Source organism: Aeromonas sp. Y318-3, assembly GCF_027706185.1.
GTDB lineage: Bacteria > Pseudomonadota > Gammaproteobacteria > Enterobacterales > Aeromonadaceae > Aeromonas > Aeromonas veronii.
This window is the reverse complement of record NZ_JAPDCN010000002.1, coordinates 429,148-445,808: the sequence shown is the minus strand read 5'-3', so window position 1 is coordinate 445,808 and position 16,661 is coordinate 429,148. Positions and strand designations below refer to the sequence as shown.

Below are 16,661 nucleotides of genomic sequence, written 5' to 3'. Positions count from 1 at the left end.
CTTCAGCGCAAAGAAGAGCACAGTGCGGCATTGAACCATCCCCTCTCCCTTCGGGAGAGGGCCAGGGTGAGGAGGATCTTGTCCTCCTTACGGCCCCTGTGGCTCGCCACCCTCTTGCTCCCGCTGATTGCCATGATTGGCAGCGCGCAGGCCAGCGATCTGGGCGCCCTGCTCGGCGGTGGCAACGACAGCTTTAAAAAGGTGCTGCCGGGGCAAACCATCAAACTGTCGGAGGATCACGCTGCCCACCCCGATTACCGCTCCGAGTGGTGGTATCTCACCGGCAACCTCAAGGATGAACAGGGGCGTGAATATGGCATGCAGTGGACCCTGTTTAGGCAGGGTATCGAGCAAGAACTCCGCTCCAGCAACCCCTGGCTCACTCCCCAGCTCTGGCTGGCCCAGTTTGCCATCACGGATCTCAACCGTGGCAGCCACCAGCAAGATGAACGGGCCAGTCGGCAGGGGCCGGGACTGGCGGGATCCAGCGGCGGCCAATATTGGCTCAGGGAGTGGCGGCTTGCTTCGCAAGGGGCGGCGCTGTTCCCCGCCATCCTCAAGGTGCAGAGCAAAATTGGCGAGCTGAACCTCACCGTCACTGCCGCCAAGCCGCTGGTGCTGCAAGGCAAGGCCGGTTACAGCGAGAAGAGCCCGGGCAACGCCTCCTTTTACTACTCCTACCCGCGCCTGCAGCTGAGCGGCACCCTGACTCGTGATGGCGAGACCCGCACCATCACCGGCCAAGGGTGGTTTGATCACGAGTGGAGCAGCTCGGTATTGGCCGAGTGGCAATCAGGCTGGGACTGGTTTTCCCTGCAACTGGCCGATGGCCGCGAGCTGATGTTGTTTCGCCTGCGCACCAAATCGGGCCGCGCTAATCCCGAAAACCAGCCAGAAAACCGCTACGGTATTTTGATTGAGCGGGATGGCAGCAGCCGGGTGCTCGCCCCCGACGCGATTCACCTTACGCCGGGCAACACCTGGCGCGGCCCCAAGGGGCAGAATTACCCCGTTGAGTGGCAGCTAAACGCCGCCGGAATGAGCCTCACCATCAAAGCTCGTCAGCCCAATCAGGCCATGACAGGTCGCTTTGACTACTGGGAGGGAGCGGTCTCTGTCTCGGGGGATGCCAAGGGGGTCGGCTATCTGGAGATGACCGGCTACTGAACACCCTCGACAAACGTGGCCGGTCTGCTCGATGACCTAAAAACAAATCGCCCTTATAACAGGGCATCACAGTGATATCGCCCAGCCACTCCTATCACTTGGCGCCAGTAGCCAAGGATGCCTTATCTGTTTATTTATTGAACTCCCCTCACCCACTCAACCCGCAGCCAATTTGGCTCTAGTCTGATCCTCGTCAAAAAACCTTTCAAAATCCGAGCGATAAATAACTTTTTGCTCACTTATATTATTCGCTGTTTGATAGGATTCTCATCCGGCCCTCACAGCCCCAAAAGCAACCTAGGCCAGCCCATGATTTACCCATTTTCAATCTGGTTAAAAGCAGCACTCGGGGAGCTGTAACCCCGTGCGGTAGCTATCTTCTCTGCTGATGGGTAAATTCAACGTTATTAGTAATAATATTAGCGTTCAAAAAATATCAAGTATTTCCATATATCAACCACAAGTGAACAAATCATTATTACTTAGCGTTTACATATCAGCAATATCGCCAATACGAATATTATTTTATTAAATACATTAAGTGATGAGGATGACAGTGAAGAGCCTTGTAATCCGTTATTCTTTACATATTTGCTTTGCTTTTTTTGGATTTTATGCTTCTGCGGTTGTTTTAGCATATTCAGATAGTGAATCACGTGACTTTATATCAATATTAAATTCACTTGGTGTTTTTCTTGCGTCAGCAGGTGCTATCGCAGCATTACTTACTCTTTTTCATGTTGTTTATTCCAGAGCGGAAGACAAAGAAGAATGTGAGATTAACTACCTGAGATATATAATCTTTATCCTAGAACGCCAAGCAATGTTTATATCAATGTTTGAGAAGAGAATAGCAATATTCCAGAGTTTGGATGAAACCACTAGAGCCTTACAACTAGAATCACTAAAATTTGACGATTCTCTGTGCGATGCAATAAATATTGAAAGGAGTCTTTTTTTGTTATCGTCATCAAACTCAGACTTATTATCAGAGTTAGACCGTAGCCAAAGAGACTTCAAATCTCTTTCTTATACAATTATGAGAAGAAATAATCTATATATAAACGACTACCAACGAAAAGTTCAGCATCATTTATATCCAGGTGGATATTATAGCCTAGCAGAGCTAGAAAAAATTGTAGGAAATGCTTTATTGCCTTCTCTCATTGAATTTACCAATGAAATTTTCATGCAATTACCAAGGGTTAGAAGCCATATAATAGATGTTCACTCTCAATTAAAAATAGAGTTTAAAAGGAAATATCCACACCGACTATACTCTTAAAAACCAAAAAACAGATATAGTTCAACATAAGCTCAAGATATTTTAAATATTTACCCAAGAGGCAAGAATGGATTATTCAATTAAGTTAAAAACAGACCGTTATAGAATATCAACAGTAAATGGCCGAGACTTCAATGAAGAAATGGAGAGTGATAGAGGGCGTGCCCTGACATCTGCCGCTCTGCGACGTCTTCAACAAAAAACCCAAGTCTTTCCACTAGAAAAAAATGCTGCTGTTCGAAGTAGGCTTACTCACTCCCTTGAAGTTCAACAGGTAGGGAGATATATCAGCAAGCTAGTATTATCGGCACTACCATTAAATGACTGTGGATTAGATGATAAACTTGATGGTTTTATTAGCGCCGTTGAAATTGCATGTCTACTGCACGATATAGGAAACCCACCTTTCGGTCATTTTGGTGAAATGGCCATAAATATATGGTCTAAAGAAAAAGTCTCTCCGATATTTAATGACCTATATAATAGCGTAGAGGATTGTAAGAAAGTAATTCAAGACATTATTAATTTCGAAGGCAATGCGCAAGGCATTAGGATTTTACATAGCCTTCACTCATTAAATTTAACATATACACAGTTAGCATGCTTAATAAAATATACTCGCCCAGCATATCAACCAAAGCCAGTTGAACATTTAACACACAAGTATCGTTGGAAAAAGCCAGGTTTCTTCCTTTCTGAAGAAGGGCTAATAAATAACATCCAAAATAAGCTATCAATTGCAGCTGGTTGTAGATTCCCCCTTACTTATATAATGGAGGCTGCTGATGATATTTCATATTGCATAGCCGATCTTGACGATGCTGTGGACAAAGGGATTTTGTCTATTGAAAAACTACATAGCGAAATAACTAAAATATGGGATGATTTAAAAATTAAGATTACTAATGCGGATGAGAGAAACTATCTTAATGAAATAATTAACAAAGCATATGGTGCCTACCAGAACACCCCAACAAATAAAAATCATGCATACATACTCACCCTTAGAACAATTTTAGTAAATGATCTGGCAAGGTATGCAGCAGAAAGATTTGTCAATAATCACCAATCTATTTTTGATGGTCACTTTGATGAATCACTACTTGATGGCAATGATAAATATCATTTTGCTACCGAGACTTTACGTTTAGTTGCAATTAACAATGTTTTTAATTCTAAAGAAGTTGAAAAATTAGAACTAAAGGGGTACTCCGTGATCTCTGGATTATTAGACCTTTATACTCCATTGATTAAACTTAGCTTTGAGGATATCAAGCTCCTCACTCAAAACAACCACCTTAAGAGCCACCCCATAGAAACAAGACTATTCCATAATTTGTCAGAGAAGTATAGAACCACATACTCTCTATCAACTAAAGAAATTTTTGAAACAACAGAGGTGACTAGCAATCAAAAATTATACGAACATTATTATAGAGTGAGGTTAATAATAGATTACATTAGTGGTATGACAGACCATTTCGCATTGAAAGAGTACCAAGACCTCAGTGCTTCAACATAAACTATAACTTTACGTTATCCTCTATGAACTTAACTCAAACATAAGTATGAAACGTAAAAAACAACTACGGTAAATTGCCAATAAGTAGCCCCGGTAAATTCACTTTACTGGGGCTACTTTTATCTATCTGTAACTAAAACCAGATGAAATTTTGGTGATAATAAAGTCTGATATATTGGTGAAAATTCACTTCCTCCCGCCCCCCAGTGATTGAATAAATGCCAGGGTACGACGATTAAACTGCTCCGGCTGCTCCACATTGCAGACATGGCCACACTGCTGGATCACCGCCAGCGAGGAGCTGGCATCGCGGGCCACCTGTTCGCGCACCGGTGCCAAAAACATATGATCCTCCTCCCCCATCACATAAAGGGTGGGAATAGGCAGGGAGCGTTCGCGGAAATAGCGCATCAGCGGGTTAACCTCGGTGGCGAGGCGGAACCAGCGCTTGAATTCCTTCTGGCAGAGCTTGCGGGCTTCGCGCACAAAGAGGTTGCGCGACTCCTGATGGTGCTGGCGCGGCATGATGATGAAAGCAAACAGCCGGTAGAGCCACATATAGGGCAGGAAGTGCTGGCCGAGTCGGCCCAGCTGCACCAGCACCCGCGAGCGGATATCGAGCCGCAGGATGGCGCCTCCCAGTACCATGCTCTTGACCCGCTCCGGGCAGAGCTCGGCCAGATGGCGAATAAGGATGGTGCCAAGGGAGATGCCGACAAAGTGGGCGCGGCGGATATCGAGATGATCGAGCAGCCGAACGATATCTTCGGTCACTTCCCGAAAGCTGTAGTGGCCCTTGACCACCTGTTGCAGCTGGTGGGACTGGCCGTGGCCGCGCAAGTCCAGCAGCAGCACGTTGAAGTGTTCGCGATAGGCGCGCAGCTGCTTGAACCAGATGGAGGAACTGCCACCGGCGCCATGGACAAACACCACCCAATCCCGCTCGGGACCCAGTTCGAAAGTCTTGTGATACAACATCCAATAGGCTCCCTTGGTGATGGGGGGTATACTCGGCAGCGCGCATATTAACAGAACAGGCCCGCCGATAGATATGCGCCTGACATGACCCGGATCACCCCTTGCGCGAGAACTTTCCATGGATTTGACCCGTTTGCGCCACTTTCTGCTGACCCTGCCGGGCGCCACCGAAGATACCCCGTTTGGCCCGGAGATCCTGGTCTACCGCATCGCGGGCAAGATGTTCGCGCTGGTGGATTGGCAGGCCGAGCCGCTCACCATCAACCTCAAATGCGAGCCCGAGCTGGCGTTGCTGCTGCGCGAGATCCACCCCGAGGTCAAACCGGGCTGGCATATGAACAAGCAACACTGGAACACAGTGACCCTGAACAGCACCTTGCCGGATGATCTGTGGCAGGGCTGGGTGCACCACTCCTATGAGCGAGTTGTCGCGGGTTTGCCCAAAGCCAAACGGCCACAGGCGCCGCGTCCCCTCTCCCCCACTGACGGCCCAACCTTATGACCCCAGCACTTAGTCCAGCACTTTGCATTGTCCCCCTTGGTGAGGCACATATCCCTGCCCTCGTGACCCTGTTTGAGCAGGCGGTGCGACGCAGCGGCCCCAAGCACTACAGCGCCGAGCAGGTGGAGCAGTGGGCCCTCGGTTCACAACATCCGGGCTTTGTCAGCCAGCTGCGCGAGCACCACGGCTGGGTGGCGGAGCAGGCAAATGTGCCCCTCGGGTTTGTCACTCTGAGCCCCGATGGCCACCTCAGTCTGCTCTATGTCAGCGCCGACCATCAGCGCCAGGGACTGGGCAATCTGCTGCTCACCACGGCGCTCGCGGGTGCCAGAGGGCTCGGTCTGACCCTCATCACCACCGAGGCCAGTGCCTTCAGTTATGAGCTATTTTTACGACATGGCTTTACGTTGACCGGGCTGGAGTGCGTGGAGCGGGGCGGAGTCAGTTTTACTCGCCATCGCCTGCACTGCTGCTTGCCAAGCTAGGGCAAGCCACTAAAATACGCTTAATTTTCGTATTGTTACTGTATTGAGGCAGCAACCATGGTGGTAGAAAGTGAAGGCTATATCTCGCTGATCGAGTATCTGGTGGAGAGTTTGGGATTGTTTGAATCCCAGCAGCAGAACGATGGTGAAGAGACCATCGAAGATCTGGTCAGTGGCCGTGTTGCCAGCAACCTGATGGCCATTTGCGAGCAAAACCCCCAGCTCGATCCCAAGGTGCGTTTCGCCATCATGCAGGAGGCCGACGCCGTGGTCGCCGATCTGGAAGAGGTGCTCTCTGCCGTCTGGCTGCGCGCCCCGACCCCGGAACAGAAAACCTTCCTCATCGAATTTATCGATCTCATCAAGAACCTGTTCGACAGCGCCATCGGCTGATCTGCCGTCCGGCTCTCCCGCCCAACGCAAGATTGCAAAACAGCAGATAAGGAAAAGGGCCGCCTTGGTGGGCAGCCCTGCTTGCTATCATTTTCAACCCGCCAGTGCGTTCATTCATCAGGCGGTTATCAAGGCAAGAAATGTGTCTGGACTTTGCATCCGATCCCTGGACGCTACCTAGTTAGTCCCGACTGGTCGCAATAAGTTCCCTCCTCCGACCATTTATTTTCACTTTTATTAAGAAATCGACTACAAACCAGTTCAGCGGTTCAGGCTGGGCGGCAAACAGACTCCAATGCCACCCAATCCGCAGTAACCATCCGGGTTTTTCTCCAGATATTGCTGATGGTAATCCTCGGCGTAGTAGAAGTGCGCCAGCGGCAGAATGCGAGTGGTAATGGCACGGCTGTCGCCGCTTGCCGCCATCGCCTGCTGATAGGCCGCCATGCTCTGCTGGGCAATGATCTGCTGGCTCTCATCGCCATAGAAGATCACCGAGCGGTACTGGGTGCCAATGTCCCCGCCCTGACGCATCCCCTGCGCCGGATCGTGCTGCTCCCAGAACAGTCTGAGCAGGTCGCCGTAGCTGATCACCGCCGGATCAAACACCACCTGCACCGTCTCGGCATGACCGGTCAGGCCGCTGCACACCTCTTTGTAGGTGGGATTCTGGGTCACGCCGCCCTGATAACCGGCCGCGGTGGAGTAGACGCCCGGCTGCTGCCAGAACAGGCGCTCCACGCCCCAGAAGCAACCCATGCCAAACCAGGCGATCTCTATGTTCTCGGGCCAGGGCCCCTGGGTCGGGTTGCCGTTCACCGCATGCTGCTGACCAATCACCATCGCTTCGCGTCGTCCCGGCAGGGCATCTGCCGGTGAAATAATCTGTTCCATGAATTCTGTCCTTGTATAAAACCCTGTGAAATCACACAGCTGACGAAAAGGAGCATCGAAGATAGCAGTTTATCGCGCCGGATCAACCGGCGGGCCCCTCCCCGCTCGCTCCGGCGGCCGTCTGCGCTTCCTGCCACCTGTTCCCAATCCGCACGGCCAAGCCGCTCCTCATAGACCAGAAACGGCCAAAATCAATATTTAGTCTTGATTTGTGAATTAATTTTCATATATTGAGCCAGTCGCTGTTTTTTTATGGAAGAAATATCAAGTGCGTGAACGCGAACCCAGTCTGGTCAATGCCTTCCGGCAATCCACCCCCTATGTCAATGTGCATCGGGGTGCCACCTTTGTGCTGATGATGGGGGGAGAAGCCATCTGCCACCCCAACTTCGCCAATATCGTCAGCGATATCGCCCTGCTGCAGACACTGGGCATACGCCTGGTGCTGGTGTTTGGTTCACGTCCGCAAAACGATGAAGCGCTGGCCCGCGCCGGTATCGAGGCCCAGTATCACAAGCGGATCCGGGTCACAGATGACGAGAGTTTCACCATCATCAAACAGGTGTGTGGCGGCCTGCAATACGACATCACCGCCCAGCTCTCCATGGGGCTCGCCAACACACCCATGCAGGGGGCGCGGATCAGCGTGGTGAGCGGCAACTTCGTCACTGCTCAGCCGCTGGGGGTGGATGATGGCATCGACTTTTGCCACAGCGGCCGGGTGCGCCGCATCGACGTGGAGGGGATCACCCGCCAACTCGACCAGAAGAGTCTGGTGCTCATATCCCCCATCGGCTGCTCGGTCACCGGCGAGAGCTTTAACCTGAGCTCCGAAGAGGTGGCCCGCCGGGTGGCGGTCGATCTCAAGGCGGACAAGCTCATCTGCTTTAGCAGCACCCAGGGGGTAATGGACAGGCGCGGCGAAGCCATCTCCGAGCTCTTCCCCGAGCAGGCCGAAGAGCTGCTGGTGGAGCTGGAACAAGCGGGCGAAGAGATGTCCGGCACCGCCCGCTACCTGCGCGCAGCGATCGCCTCCTGCCGTGGCGGGGTGCCCCGCTCCCATCTGGTGAGCTATCAGGATGATGGCGCCATGCTGCAGGAGCTGTTCAGCCGCGACGGCCTCGGCACCCAGATCGTGCGGGAAAGCGCCGAGCAGGCCCGCGCCGCCACCATCGAGGATATCGGCGGCATTCTGGATCTCATTCGCCCGCTGGAGGAGGAAGGCATTCTGGTGCGCCGCTCCCGCGAGCAGCTGGAGATGGAGATCGACAAGTTCACCATCATCGAGCGCGATGGCCTCATCATCGGCTGCGCGGCCCTCTACTGCTTCATGGAAGAGGCGATGGCGGAGATGGCCTGCGTCGCCATTCACCCCGACTATCGCAACTCCAACCGGGGGGATCAGCTGGTGGCCAAGGTAGCCGAGCGGGCCAAGCGGCTCGGCATTCGCCGCCTGTTCGTGCTCACCACCCGCTCCATCCACTGGTTCCGGGAGCGGGGCTTCGATCCGCTGGAAGTGGAAGATCTGCCGGTGGCGCGCCAGCGTCTCTACAACTGGCAGCGCCGTTCCAAGGTTTTGTCAAAGACCATTGCCTAAGTCATTGATCCTGCGTTGAGTTAGCCGACAATTTGAACTTTTTCACAAACTCGATTGACAGTGCAATCCAACGCAGGGTATTTCTAAATGCACTCCACCGCCCTGGTGGAGCCAGAAGAGGAGCGCTGCCCAGGCAGCCCAAGGGAGGACGCCAGCGTCCGGTGAACTTGGGTCAGGGGGAGCAGCGCCGAGACGAGTGAGGAGACTGGTGACCTCAACGTCGGCTGCGGGGGCTGAATCCCCCGGGTTGTCATCGGTAGTGATCATCCCCCACCGCGCCCTGTCAGGGGCGGTACGGGATGGGCTCTGCAGGTGGAGTGCTTCTGGCCGGGATAGCTTCGTTCATTCCTGCCATTTTCAGCCTCCTCCTCTCTTTTTTGCCCGATGGAACCGGAATCTTAAAATAAGACAGGAGTAAGCAATGAGCCCGATCAATGTCGCCAAGTTTGGCGGAACCAGTGTCGCCAACTTCCCGGCCATGAATCACTGCGCCGATATCGTGCTGGCCAATCCCGCCACCCGGGTGGTGGTACTGAGTGCCAGCGCCGGTGTCACCAACCTGCTGCTCGCCCTGGCACAAGGGGAGCTGGACGAAGCGGGCCGCGACGAGCAGCTGGCCAAACTGGCCGGGATCCAGCAGGCCATTCTGACCGATCTCGGCAACCCTGTTGATGTGAGCGCCCTCATTCATGGCCAGCTGGACGAAATTCGCCTCATGGCCCAGCAAGCCCACCAGCATACCGATGCGGAGCTGGCCGATCGCCTCATCGCCTGCGGCGAGCTGATGTCTACCCGCCTCTTTACCGAGCTGCTGCGCCAGCGCGGCGTCAAGGCCCACTGGCAGGATGTGCGCCAGCTGATGCGCACCGACAGCCGCTTTGGCAAGGCCACCGTCGATCTGGCCACTACCCGTACCCTCTGCCAGCAGACGCTGGGCCCGCAGCTGGGCGACAGCCTCATCATCACCCAGGGCTTTATCGGTGCCGATGGCGATGGCCGCACCACCACGCTGGGGCGCGGCGGCTCTGACTACAGCGCGGCCCTGCTCGCCGAAGCACTCGATGCCGCCAGTATCGAGATCTGGACCGATGTGCCCGGCATCTACACCACGGATCCGCGCCTCGTCACCCGCGCCCGCCCCATTCCCGAAATCAGCTTTGTCGAAGCGGCCGAGATGGCCACCTTCGGCGCCAAGGTGCTGCACCCGGCCACCCTGCAACCGGCGGTGCGCCAGAATATTCCGGTGTTTGTCGGCTCCGCCAAGGATCCTGCCGCCGGTGGTACCTGGATCCGCGCCAGCACAGATTCAAGCCCGCTGTTTCGCGCCGTCGCCCTGCGCCGCCAGCAGGTGCTGGTGACCCTGCATAGCCTCAACATGTTCCACGCCTACGGCTTCCTGGCCGAAGTGTTCGGCATTCTGGCCCGTCACCGCATCTCGGTCGATCTCATCACCACGTCGGAGGTGAGCGTGTCATTGACCCTAGATCACACCGGCAGCCAGAGTAACGGCGAACCGATCCTGAGCGACAAGGTACTGGCCGAACTGGGGCAACTCTGCAAAGTGGAAGTGGAAACCGGTCTGGCACTGGTGGCGCTCATCGGCAACCGGATGAGCGAAGTGAACGGGGTGGGCAGTCAGGTCTTTGACGCCCTGCGCGAGCACAACATCCGGATGATCTGCTATGGCGCCAGCGCCCACAACCTCTGCTTCCTGGTCAAGGAGAGCGAGGCGGGCAATATAGTCAACCGCCTCCATCAGGAGTTGCTGGACTGACCCTCACCGCGAGGAAATTCCGGCCATGCAACAGGGCGCCCGCAAGGCGCCCTGTTCATTTGTACTCCGCAAAGGTATTGGCTCAGGCAAGGCTGGTGGCAGGCAACTGACAGGCGACGGCTTCGCGGCGCAGCTGCTGCAAGCGGGCCAGCAGCCCGGTCTGGCCGAGCTCCGTCTCCTGAGGCGAGAGATTGTCCACCAGCAGCGGATAGTGATCCGTCACCGCCTGCATCAACCAGTCGAGGCGACGCAGGGTGAGCGGGCCGCAGCTCTGGCCGCTCAGATCATCGGCCACATCGAGCCGGTGGCTGCGATACATGTCCCGCCACCAGTTGGCGACCAGCGCCTCGTCGCTCGCCAGCGCGGCGCTCCACTCCCCTTGCAGGGCGTGCAGGCGGGCCAGCACGGGCGCGCTGGCCCCTTCGCGGATCAGGTGATGGATCTCCCGTTTCACCCATTTCAGGCAAAGCTCGCGCCAGTAGCGAAATTGCGGCAGAGGATCGGCCTCATCGAGCCAGAGTCCGGAGAGGGTGCGGGTCTCCAGTCGCTCCGGCACATGGAACTGCGGGTCGACCAGACCATTGGAGTTGTATTCAAAGCGGGGATCGAAGGTCCACATATAGCCAAAGTCGAACACGCAGATCTGCTCGCCGTCATCGAGCAGGTTGCCCGGGCTCGGGTCCCAGTCAAACCAGCCCCAGCGGGCCAGCTCACCCTGCACCTCCAGCATCTGGGCCAGATTGCGCTCGTTGAGCTGGTGGACCGGTACGCCCCGCAACCAGGGGGAGACCAGCACACCGGCCCGCGCCGAGCCAAAGCTGGTGCAGACCACGTGGGAGAGGACAGTAGGATGCAGCTCCCGCAGCGCCTCGATTTCGCGCCGCCGCTCCAGCTCGGTCAGAAAGGCAGTCTTGCCATCGAGGTTGGCCACCAGTGAATCCTGACGGCGCCGCTTGAGGCACCAGTGATGCCCCTCCACCTTGAGGTGAAACACCTCGGCGGTGAGACCGTGGCGATAGACCTTGACCACAGCCGGATGGCTATCCTTCAGCTTGACCAGTTGGGCCAGCGGCAGCGGACAGTCGCGCTCGCGTCCGATCCGGATCTCCTCCTTGCTCTCCAGCATGCGCAGCAATCTGGCCTGACGTGCCATCACTTTGGGATTCATACATGTACCTCCAGTCGCTATCGAGAGACTAAACAGCAGATCCCTCCCAAGCCAGTGGCAAAACCCCATGATGACGCTTTCATCACATATTCCGAACAACCCCTCGATCGGGATCACAATTTGCAAGGTTGAGCTGTAACCAAATATTCATTAAGTGGTCATTAAATTGACAAGCTGAAACAAGGCCCGCACCATCGGGTCAAACTCTATGCGGATGAACGATCTCTCCCTCACTTGCTCAAAGGATGAGCTGATATGAATCGCCCTTTCTCAGGCCGTCGCCGTGCCCTGAGTCTCTCCCGCCTGCTGCTGATCCTGCTCGGTGGCCTGCTCATCGTTACCCTGCTGCTGCCCCTCATCAATCCCGGCAGCTGGCTTGGCCGTGCCCAACCGCTGGTGCTGGGGCCCGCCGACAACCCGCTGGCCACCCTCACCCGCCACGCCTTGCTCTACAAGAGCGACAGCCGCGGCCTCTATCTGGTGGTGCGCAGTCAGTGGCAACTGCGAGGGCCGCTCCAGCCGGGGGACAAGGTGCGAGTCGAGCTGCTCAATGACAAGGGGGAGCGGATCGACGAGCTGAGCCAACCGGTGGAGAAGCGTCAGGTGTGCCGCCAGCGCCGCTGCACTCTGGATCTCAACAGCACCTTGCGCGCCCCCGACGATGCACTGGCCAGCCGTTATCAACTGCGGATCGGCCTGCTGCTGGCCGACCGCCCCGAGAGCGGCGACTTCAGCCAGATCCTGCAGACCCTGCCGGAGCAGGGCTTCAACCTCACCTATCTGATGGTGAGCCTGACGCTGGTACTGGCGCTGAGCGCCGCCGTGCTGAAGGCGGTGCTGCCAAGGCTGCGCCGCAGTCTGCGCTGGCGCATCATCGGCAGCCTGCTGCTCGGCAACCTCACCTTCGTGCTGCTGCACGGCTTCGTGGTGTTCAAACTGGGGGAATTTCTGCTCTGGTCAGGCTTTCGCCCGGAGCACTACTATCTCGCCTGGGGCAGCATGGTGCTGGGGTGGAGCCTCTGCGCACTGGCCGGGTTCAACCTCTACATGGGGCTGGTCTTTACCGCCCTCTCCGGCATAGGGCTGCTGGCCAACTTCATGAAGATCGCTATTTATGGCGTGCCGCTCGGCGGCGATGATCTCGGCAACCTGATGGCGCTGCTGCGGATCCTGCAGGATCAGCACCCCGTCGTGCCGCTGCTTGGCGGCGCTATCGTGCTCTTCCTCTGCTGGCGCTTTGCCCTCTCCCGCTGGATCCTGCGCACCGCCGCCGCCACCGTGGCCTTCTTTGCCCTTTGCGTGTTTGCCACCCAGACCAGCAACAAGCTGCTGGGGGCCAACGTGCGCTACGTGGATCGGGCGGTCAACTACCACAGGGACATCATCCGCTCCGGCCCCGGCCTCTATCTGTTCAATCTGGTGGACGAGATGCTGGAACAGGGCAGCGTGTTTCGCTACCCCTTGCAGATCAACGAGCTGACCCCGCAGCTGAGCTATCCGCCCCAGGGCATAGCGCCGCGCTGGGATCTGGTGATCGTGCTGCAATATGAGTCGCTCTGGCTCGACTGGAAGGGGCGGATCTGCGCCCCGGCTCCCACCCTCTCCCTACCCGCCAGCGTGCAGCAGTGGCAAAAAACCATCCACTCCCCCACCACCGGCGGCATGACGGTACTGGCGGAGTTCGAGATGAACACCGGCCTGCCGGTGGGCTTGCTCAAGCAGGGGGTGGTGCCCTACTACTACCTCTCGCAGCAGGTGCCGGGGCTGGCCCAGAGCGCCAGACAGAGCGGCTACCAGACCCTGTTCGCTCACCCCTATGTGGAAAAATTCTGGGGCCGCGCCAAGGCGATCCCGGCGCTTGGCTATGAGGAGCGCTGGTTCGACACCCGCTTTACCACTCTCGAGCACAAGGGGCTCTATATCTCGGACGATGCCCTCGTCGATCACCTGCTCAAACGCAGCGAACAGGATGACAAACCGCTCTTTGCCTACGCAGTCACCATGCAGGGCCACGGCCCCTTCGATGGCCCCCGCTATCAGGCACAGGAGCGCAGCGGCGCTTGCCCAAACGAGAGCGAGAGTGACAGGCAGCTGCTCAACACCTACTACACCGGGGTAGTGGATGCCATGGCCTCGCTGGAGCGGCTGCTCAAGAGTCTCGATCAGTCGGGCAAACGCTATCTGGTCATCGCCTTTGGCGATCACCAGCCGTTTTTGATGTCGGCCGGCAAAGGCATTCACGGCGACAAACCGGCGCGCGATGCCACCTATCAGATCCCCATGATGGCCTTCACCCGCGCCGATGATCCCCTCAATCTGGCGACCCAGTTTGCGCCGGTGCGCCAGCTCTACCAGATGGGTCAGGCCACCCGAGAGCTGCTGGCGGGGGATATCACTCCCATCGAAGAGAAACCCCTGCTCCATCCGGTGCTGGGCGAGGAGAAAGGGTTCGACCCTTCAAGCCTGGTGCCGCAGATCCGCGCCAGCTTCCGACCCGATGCCCTGCCCTGATCACGCCCCACAAAAACAGACAAGGCCGCATCCGCGGCCTTGTTTTTTGACACCCATTTTTTGACATTCATTTCGCCCTCATTCTGCTCGCCACCAGGGCACCAGTAGCGTGAGCTGCTGGCGGTCGAGATCAAGCGCCACCTCGATACCCAGCGGCAGCGTCAGCATGGGGTGGGTATGGGCGCAGTCAAACTCCGCCAGAATGGGAAAGTTCGGCTCCCCCACTACCTCCAGCAGGATATCGAGGGGGCGCTTGCCGCTCCCCTGATCGTTGAACAGCTCATGCTTGCCAAGAATAAGGCCGCCGATCCGCTCAAAGACCCCGCACAGCTTGAGGTGGGCGAAGGAGCGCTCCACCGTCTCGGCTGATTTCAGGCTGTCCTCCAACAGCAGAATGTCGCCGCACTCGATGGCCGGCATATAGGGAGAGCCCCAGATCCCCGCCATGGTGTTGAGGTTGCCGCCCATCAGCCTCCCCTCAACCCGGCCTGAGCCCACCGAGATCAGCCGATTGGGCTGGCACTGCTTGGCCCGGGTCTGGTTCTCCCAGTCCAGCCGTTCATCGCTCCACTTTGCCGGGGTGGGCAGCGTGCAGGGGACGCCAGCTTCATCGGCCAGCACAATCCGTAAAAAACTGGCCAGCGTCTCATCCACCAGCGGCGGCAACTCGCCAAAGGAGGCCACCAGCGCCGGGCCATAAAAGGTAACCAGGCCAGTTTGGGCATGGATGCCGAGCAGCAGCGCCGTCACGTCTGAGTAGCCAACGATGATCTTGGGATCGCGCCTCAGCGCCTCAACATCGAGGTAGGGCAGCAGGGAGTTGGAGTTGCTGCCGCCAATCACCGACATGATGCAGCGCACTTCTGGGTCGCGAATAAGGGCGTTGAGCTCCTCGGCCCGCGCGGCGATGGAGCCGGAGCGCCAGTGATCCTGCTGGCCGGTGAGGCTGCCCGCCTTGAGCCTAAAGCCCTGCCCCTCAAGAAAGGCTCTGGCGCGGCCAAAACGGTTGGGTGCCCAGGCGGTCGCCGCGCTGGAGGGGGAGAAAAAAGCGATGTTATCGCCACGTTTAAGCAGCGGGGGAACCAATAACGTCATGACACACTCATCCTTGCCAATATCCAGCCATCACAGAGTCGTTGAGACTCCTACACAACCCCTTTGATCACAACGGTTCTATCACTATCGTTTAGAAATACAAAACACTTGATTCATTATTAACAGATATTCTAAACACCATCCCCTTCCTAGAATGACCTCATTGCGATGGCCAACCCCGGTTGGTTGTCAGAATGGTCGGCCTGACAGCCCGGACGTTCTCTTTCCCACTTTTTCTCTCTGACTTATCAATGAGGTGCCTGTCATGAACAAAAACGCATCCCCCAGCGCATTGGTTGTAGAAGGCGGTGCCATGCGCGGCATATTTGCCAGCGGCGTGCTGGATGCGTTTATCGAGCATGACTATCGCCCCTTTGACTTCGCCATCGGTGTCTCGGCGGGAGCCACCAACTTGCTGGCTTATCTCGCCAGCCAGCATGGTCGCAGCCACGAGATCCTGACCAAACTGGCGTGCAGCCAGCAGTTTATGGATCCCCTGCGCTTTGCCAAGGGGGGCAATCTGGTGGATATCCACTGGCTGTGGAACACCAGCTGCCGCAAGTATCCCCTCGACATTCACGCCTACCGGGAGACCGGTATCCCCTTCTATGCGGTGGTGACCAATACCCTGACCGGCAAGGCTGAGTACATCCGGGTCAAGCCGGAGAACATGAACGAGGTGCTGCCCGCCAGCTGCGCCATTCCCCTCGCCTCCCACGAATACCCGGAGGTGCACGGGGTGCCGATGACAGATGGGGGGGTGGCCGACTCCATCCCGGTGATCGAGGCCTACCGCCGAGGTGCCCGTCACCTGACGGTGATCCTCTCCGAGCCCCTTGGCTATCGGCTCAAGCCGATGCCCTTCCCCTGGATGATCCGCACCCTGCTCAAGACCCGCCCCGCGCTGGCACAGGCGCTGGAGCAGCGGGATCGCAGCTACAACGAGGCGCTCGATTTTATCGCCAATCCGCCGGAGGACTGCCAGATCGAGGTGATCGCCCCGGCCGACTACTTCCCCGTTTCCCGTTTTACCCGCGACATCAACAAGCTGGAGATGGGATACGTGATGGGCAAGTGCGCAGGCTATCAGGCCGCCCTGCTCAATTGATAAGGGTTTTACAGGCATGACCCGACCTGCCGCGACGCACGCGCCGCCAACACAATAACAATCGGGTCAGTTGAGCAACATGAGTCATAAAAACAGACCGTGGCGAGGCAAGCGCGGCCAGAACCGGTGCCAGACACCCAGACCGGCCCGCTCCTCATCCCTATGCCAGGGCATCTCACCCT

14 protein-coding genes and 1 riboswitch are annotated in these 16,661 nt (G+C 56.7%); of the genes, 10 read left to right on the top strand and 4 right to left on the bottom strand.

Annotated elements, in window-relative coordinates; translation table 11 throughout:
* The first annotated feature begins 114 nt into the window (after window positions 1-114).
* From OKB77_RS04520 to dgt, 3 genes are all read left to right on the top strand, one after another.
* Window positions 115-1,167, top strand: a complete 1,053-nt coding sequence (locus tag OKB77_RS04520) for a lipocalin-like domain-containing protein (RefSeq protein ID WP_270817008.1) — start codon at window positions 115-117, stop codon at window positions 1,165-1,167.
* Window positions 1,168-1,723: 556 nt separating this feature from the next.
* Window positions 1,724-2,452 (top strand): hypothetical protein, encoded by a 729-nt coding sequence (locus tag OKB77_RS04515; protein WP_270816991.1) that lies wholly within the window; start codon window positions 1,724-1,726, stop codon window positions 2,450-2,452.
* Between the two features lie 67 nt (window positions 2,453-2,519).
* Window positions 2,520-3,974 (top strand): dGTPase, encoded by a 1,455-nt coding sequence (gene dgt / locus OKB77_RS04510; RefSeq protein WP_270816990.1) that lies wholly within the window; start codon window positions 2,520-2,522, stop codon window positions 3,972-3,974.
* A gap of 186 nt (window positions 3,975-4,160) precedes the next feature.
* Here the strand turns inward: dgt and OKB77_RS04505 are convergent, their stop codons facing one another.
* Entirely contained in the window at window positions 4,161-4,952 is a 792-nt protein-coding gene (locus OKB77_RS04505; protein WP_201989266.1) for an alpha/beta fold hydrolase, read from the bottom strand.
* 118 nt (window positions 4,953-5,070) lie between these two features.
* Between OKB77_RS04505 and OKB77_RS04500 the strand changes: the two genes are divergently transcribed.
* From OKB77_RS04500 to OKB77_RS04490, 3 genes are read left to right on the top strand one after another with little or no spacing between them, the layout of a single operon-like run.
* Complete coding sequence (locus OKB77_RS04500; RefSeq protein WP_123173264.1) at window positions 5,071-5,454, top strand: MmcQ/YjbR family DNA-binding protein; 384 nt, start codon at window positions 5,071-5,073, stop codon at window positions 5,452-5,454.
* Window positions 5,451-5,939 (top strand): GNAT family N-acetyltransferase, encoded by a 489-nt coding sequence (locus OKB77_RS04495; RefSeq protein WP_270816989.1) that lies wholly within the window; start codon window positions 5,451-5,453, stop codon window positions 5,937-5,939. Before OKB77_RS04500 ends, OKB77_RS04495 begins: the two co-directional genes overlap by 4 nt.
* Before the next feature lie 57 nt (window positions 5,940-5,996).
* Window positions 5,997-6,332 carry a DUF3802 family protein gene (locus tag OKB77_RS04490; RefSeq protein WP_005333735.1) on the top strand — a complete coding sequence of 112 codons (336 nt, stop codon included), beginning with the start codon at window positions 5,997-5,999 and terminating at the stop codon, window positions 6,330-6,332.
* 261 nt (window positions 6,333-6,593) lie between these two features.
* Here the strand turns inward: OKB77_RS04490 and msrA are convergent, their stop codons facing one another.
* On the bottom strand, window positions 6,594-7,226 hold the full coding sequence (gene msrA / locus OKB77_RS04485; RefSeq protein WP_270816988.1) for a peptide-methionine (S)-S-oxide reductase MsrA: 633 nt from the start codon (window positions 7,224-7,226) through the stop codon (window positions 6,594-6,596).
* A 268-nt stretch (window positions 7,227-7,494) separates the two neighbouring features.
* On the opposite strand from msrA, the gene argA reads away from it, so the two are divergent.
* Together argA and lysC are read left to right on the top strand one after the other, a co-directional pair.
* Window positions 7,495-8,823: an amino-acid N-acetyltransferase gene (gene argA / locus OKB77_RS04480; RefSeq protein ID WP_005345063.1), complete on the top strand. Its 1,329-nt coding sequence runs from the start codon at window positions 7,495-7,497 to the stop codon at window positions 8,821-8,823.
* Between the two features lie 107 nt (window positions 8,824-8,930).
* Window positions 8,931-9,154: riboswitch (Lysine riboswitch) on the top strand.
* A gap of 90 nt (window positions 9,155-9,244) precedes the next feature.
* A complete protein-coding gene (lysC, locus tag OKB77_RS04475) occupies window positions 9,245-10,597 on the top strand; it encodes a lysine-sensitive aspartokinase 3 (RefSeq protein WP_270816987.1) in 1,353 nt (450 codons plus the stop codon).
* A gap of 82 nt (window positions 10,598-10,679) precedes the next feature.
* On the opposite strand, the gene OKB77_RS04470 is transcribed toward lysC, so the two are convergent.
* Complete coding sequence (locus OKB77_RS04470) at window positions 10,680-11,765, bottom strand: hypothetical protein (RefSeq protein ID WP_005333743.1); 1,086 nt, start codon at window positions 11,763-11,765, stop codon at window positions 10,680-10,682.
* A 255-nt stretch (window positions 11,766-12,020) separates the two neighbouring features.
* Between OKB77_RS04470 and OKB77_RS04465 the strand changes: the two genes are divergently transcribed.
* Window positions 12,021-14,276, top strand: coding sequence for an LTA synthase family protein (locus OKB77_RS04465; RefSeq protein WP_270816986.1), 2,256 nt, complete (start codon window positions 12,021-12,023; stop codon window positions 14,274-14,276).
* Window positions 14,277-14,354: 78 nt separating this feature from the next.
* On the opposite strand, the gene OKB77_RS04460 is transcribed toward OKB77_RS04465, so the two are convergent.
* Window positions 14,355-15,371, bottom strand: a complete 1,017-nt coding sequence (locus OKB77_RS04460) for a S66 family peptidase (RefSeq protein WP_270816985.1) — start codon at window positions 15,369-15,371, stop codon at window positions 14,355-14,357.
* 265 nt (window positions 15,372-15,636) lie between these two features.
* Between OKB77_RS04460 and OKB77_RS04455 the strand changes: the two genes are divergently transcribed.
* Complete coding sequence (locus tag OKB77_RS04455) at window positions 15,637-16,479, top strand: patatin-like phospholipase family protein (protein ID WP_005333746.1); 843 nt, start codon at window positions 15,637-15,639, stop codon at window positions 16,477-16,479.
* Window positions 16,480-16,661 lie beyond the last annotated feature (182 nt).

Excerpts from the sequence above, each read along its gene's own strand:
- dgt (WP_270816990.1), top strand. The coding sequence starts at position 2,520 with ATGGATTATTCAATTAAGTTAAAAACAGACCGTTATAGAATATCAACA.
- OKB77_RS04505 (WP_201989266.1), bottom strand. The coding sequence starts at position 4,952 with ATGTTGTATCACAAGACTTTCGAACTGGGTCCCGAGCGGGATTGGGTG.
- OKB77_RS04500 (WP_123173264.1), top strand. The coding sequence starts at position 5,071 with ATGGATTTGACCCGTTTGCGCCACTTTCTGCTGACCCTGCCGGGCGCC.
- OKB77_RS04495 (WP_270816989.1), top strand. The coding sequence starts at position 5,451 with ATGACCCCAGCACTTAGTCCAGCACTTTGCATTGTCCCCCTTGGTGAG.
- OKB77_RS04490 (WP_005333735.1), top strand. The coding sequence starts at position 5,997 with ATGGTGGTAGAAAGTGAAGGCTATATCTCGCTGATCGAGTATCTGGTG.
- msrA (WP_270816988.1), bottom strand. The coding sequence starts at position 7,226 with ATGGAACAGATTATTTCACCGGCAGATGCCCTGCCGGGACGACGCGAA.
- lysC (WP_270816987.1), top strand. The coding sequence starts at position 9,245 with ATGAGCCCGATCAATGTCGCCAAGTTTGGCGGAACCAGTGTCGCCAAC.
- OKB77_RS04470 (WP_005333743.1), bottom strand. The coding sequence starts at position 11,765 with ATGAATCCCAAAGTGATGGCACGTCAGGCCAGATTGCTGCGCATGCTG.
- OKB77_RS04465 (WP_270816986.1), top strand. The coding sequence starts at position 12,021 with ATGAATCGCCCTTTCTCAGGCCGTCGCCGTGCCCTGAGTCTCTCCCGC.
- OKB77_RS04460 (WP_270816985.1), bottom strand. The coding sequence starts at position 15,371 with ATGACGTTATTGGTTCCCCCGCTGCTTAAACGTGGCGATAACATCGCT.
- OKB77_RS04455 (WP_005333746.1), top strand. The coding sequence starts at position 15,637 with ATGAACAAAAACGCATCCCCCAGCGCATTGGTTGTAGAAGGCGGTGCC.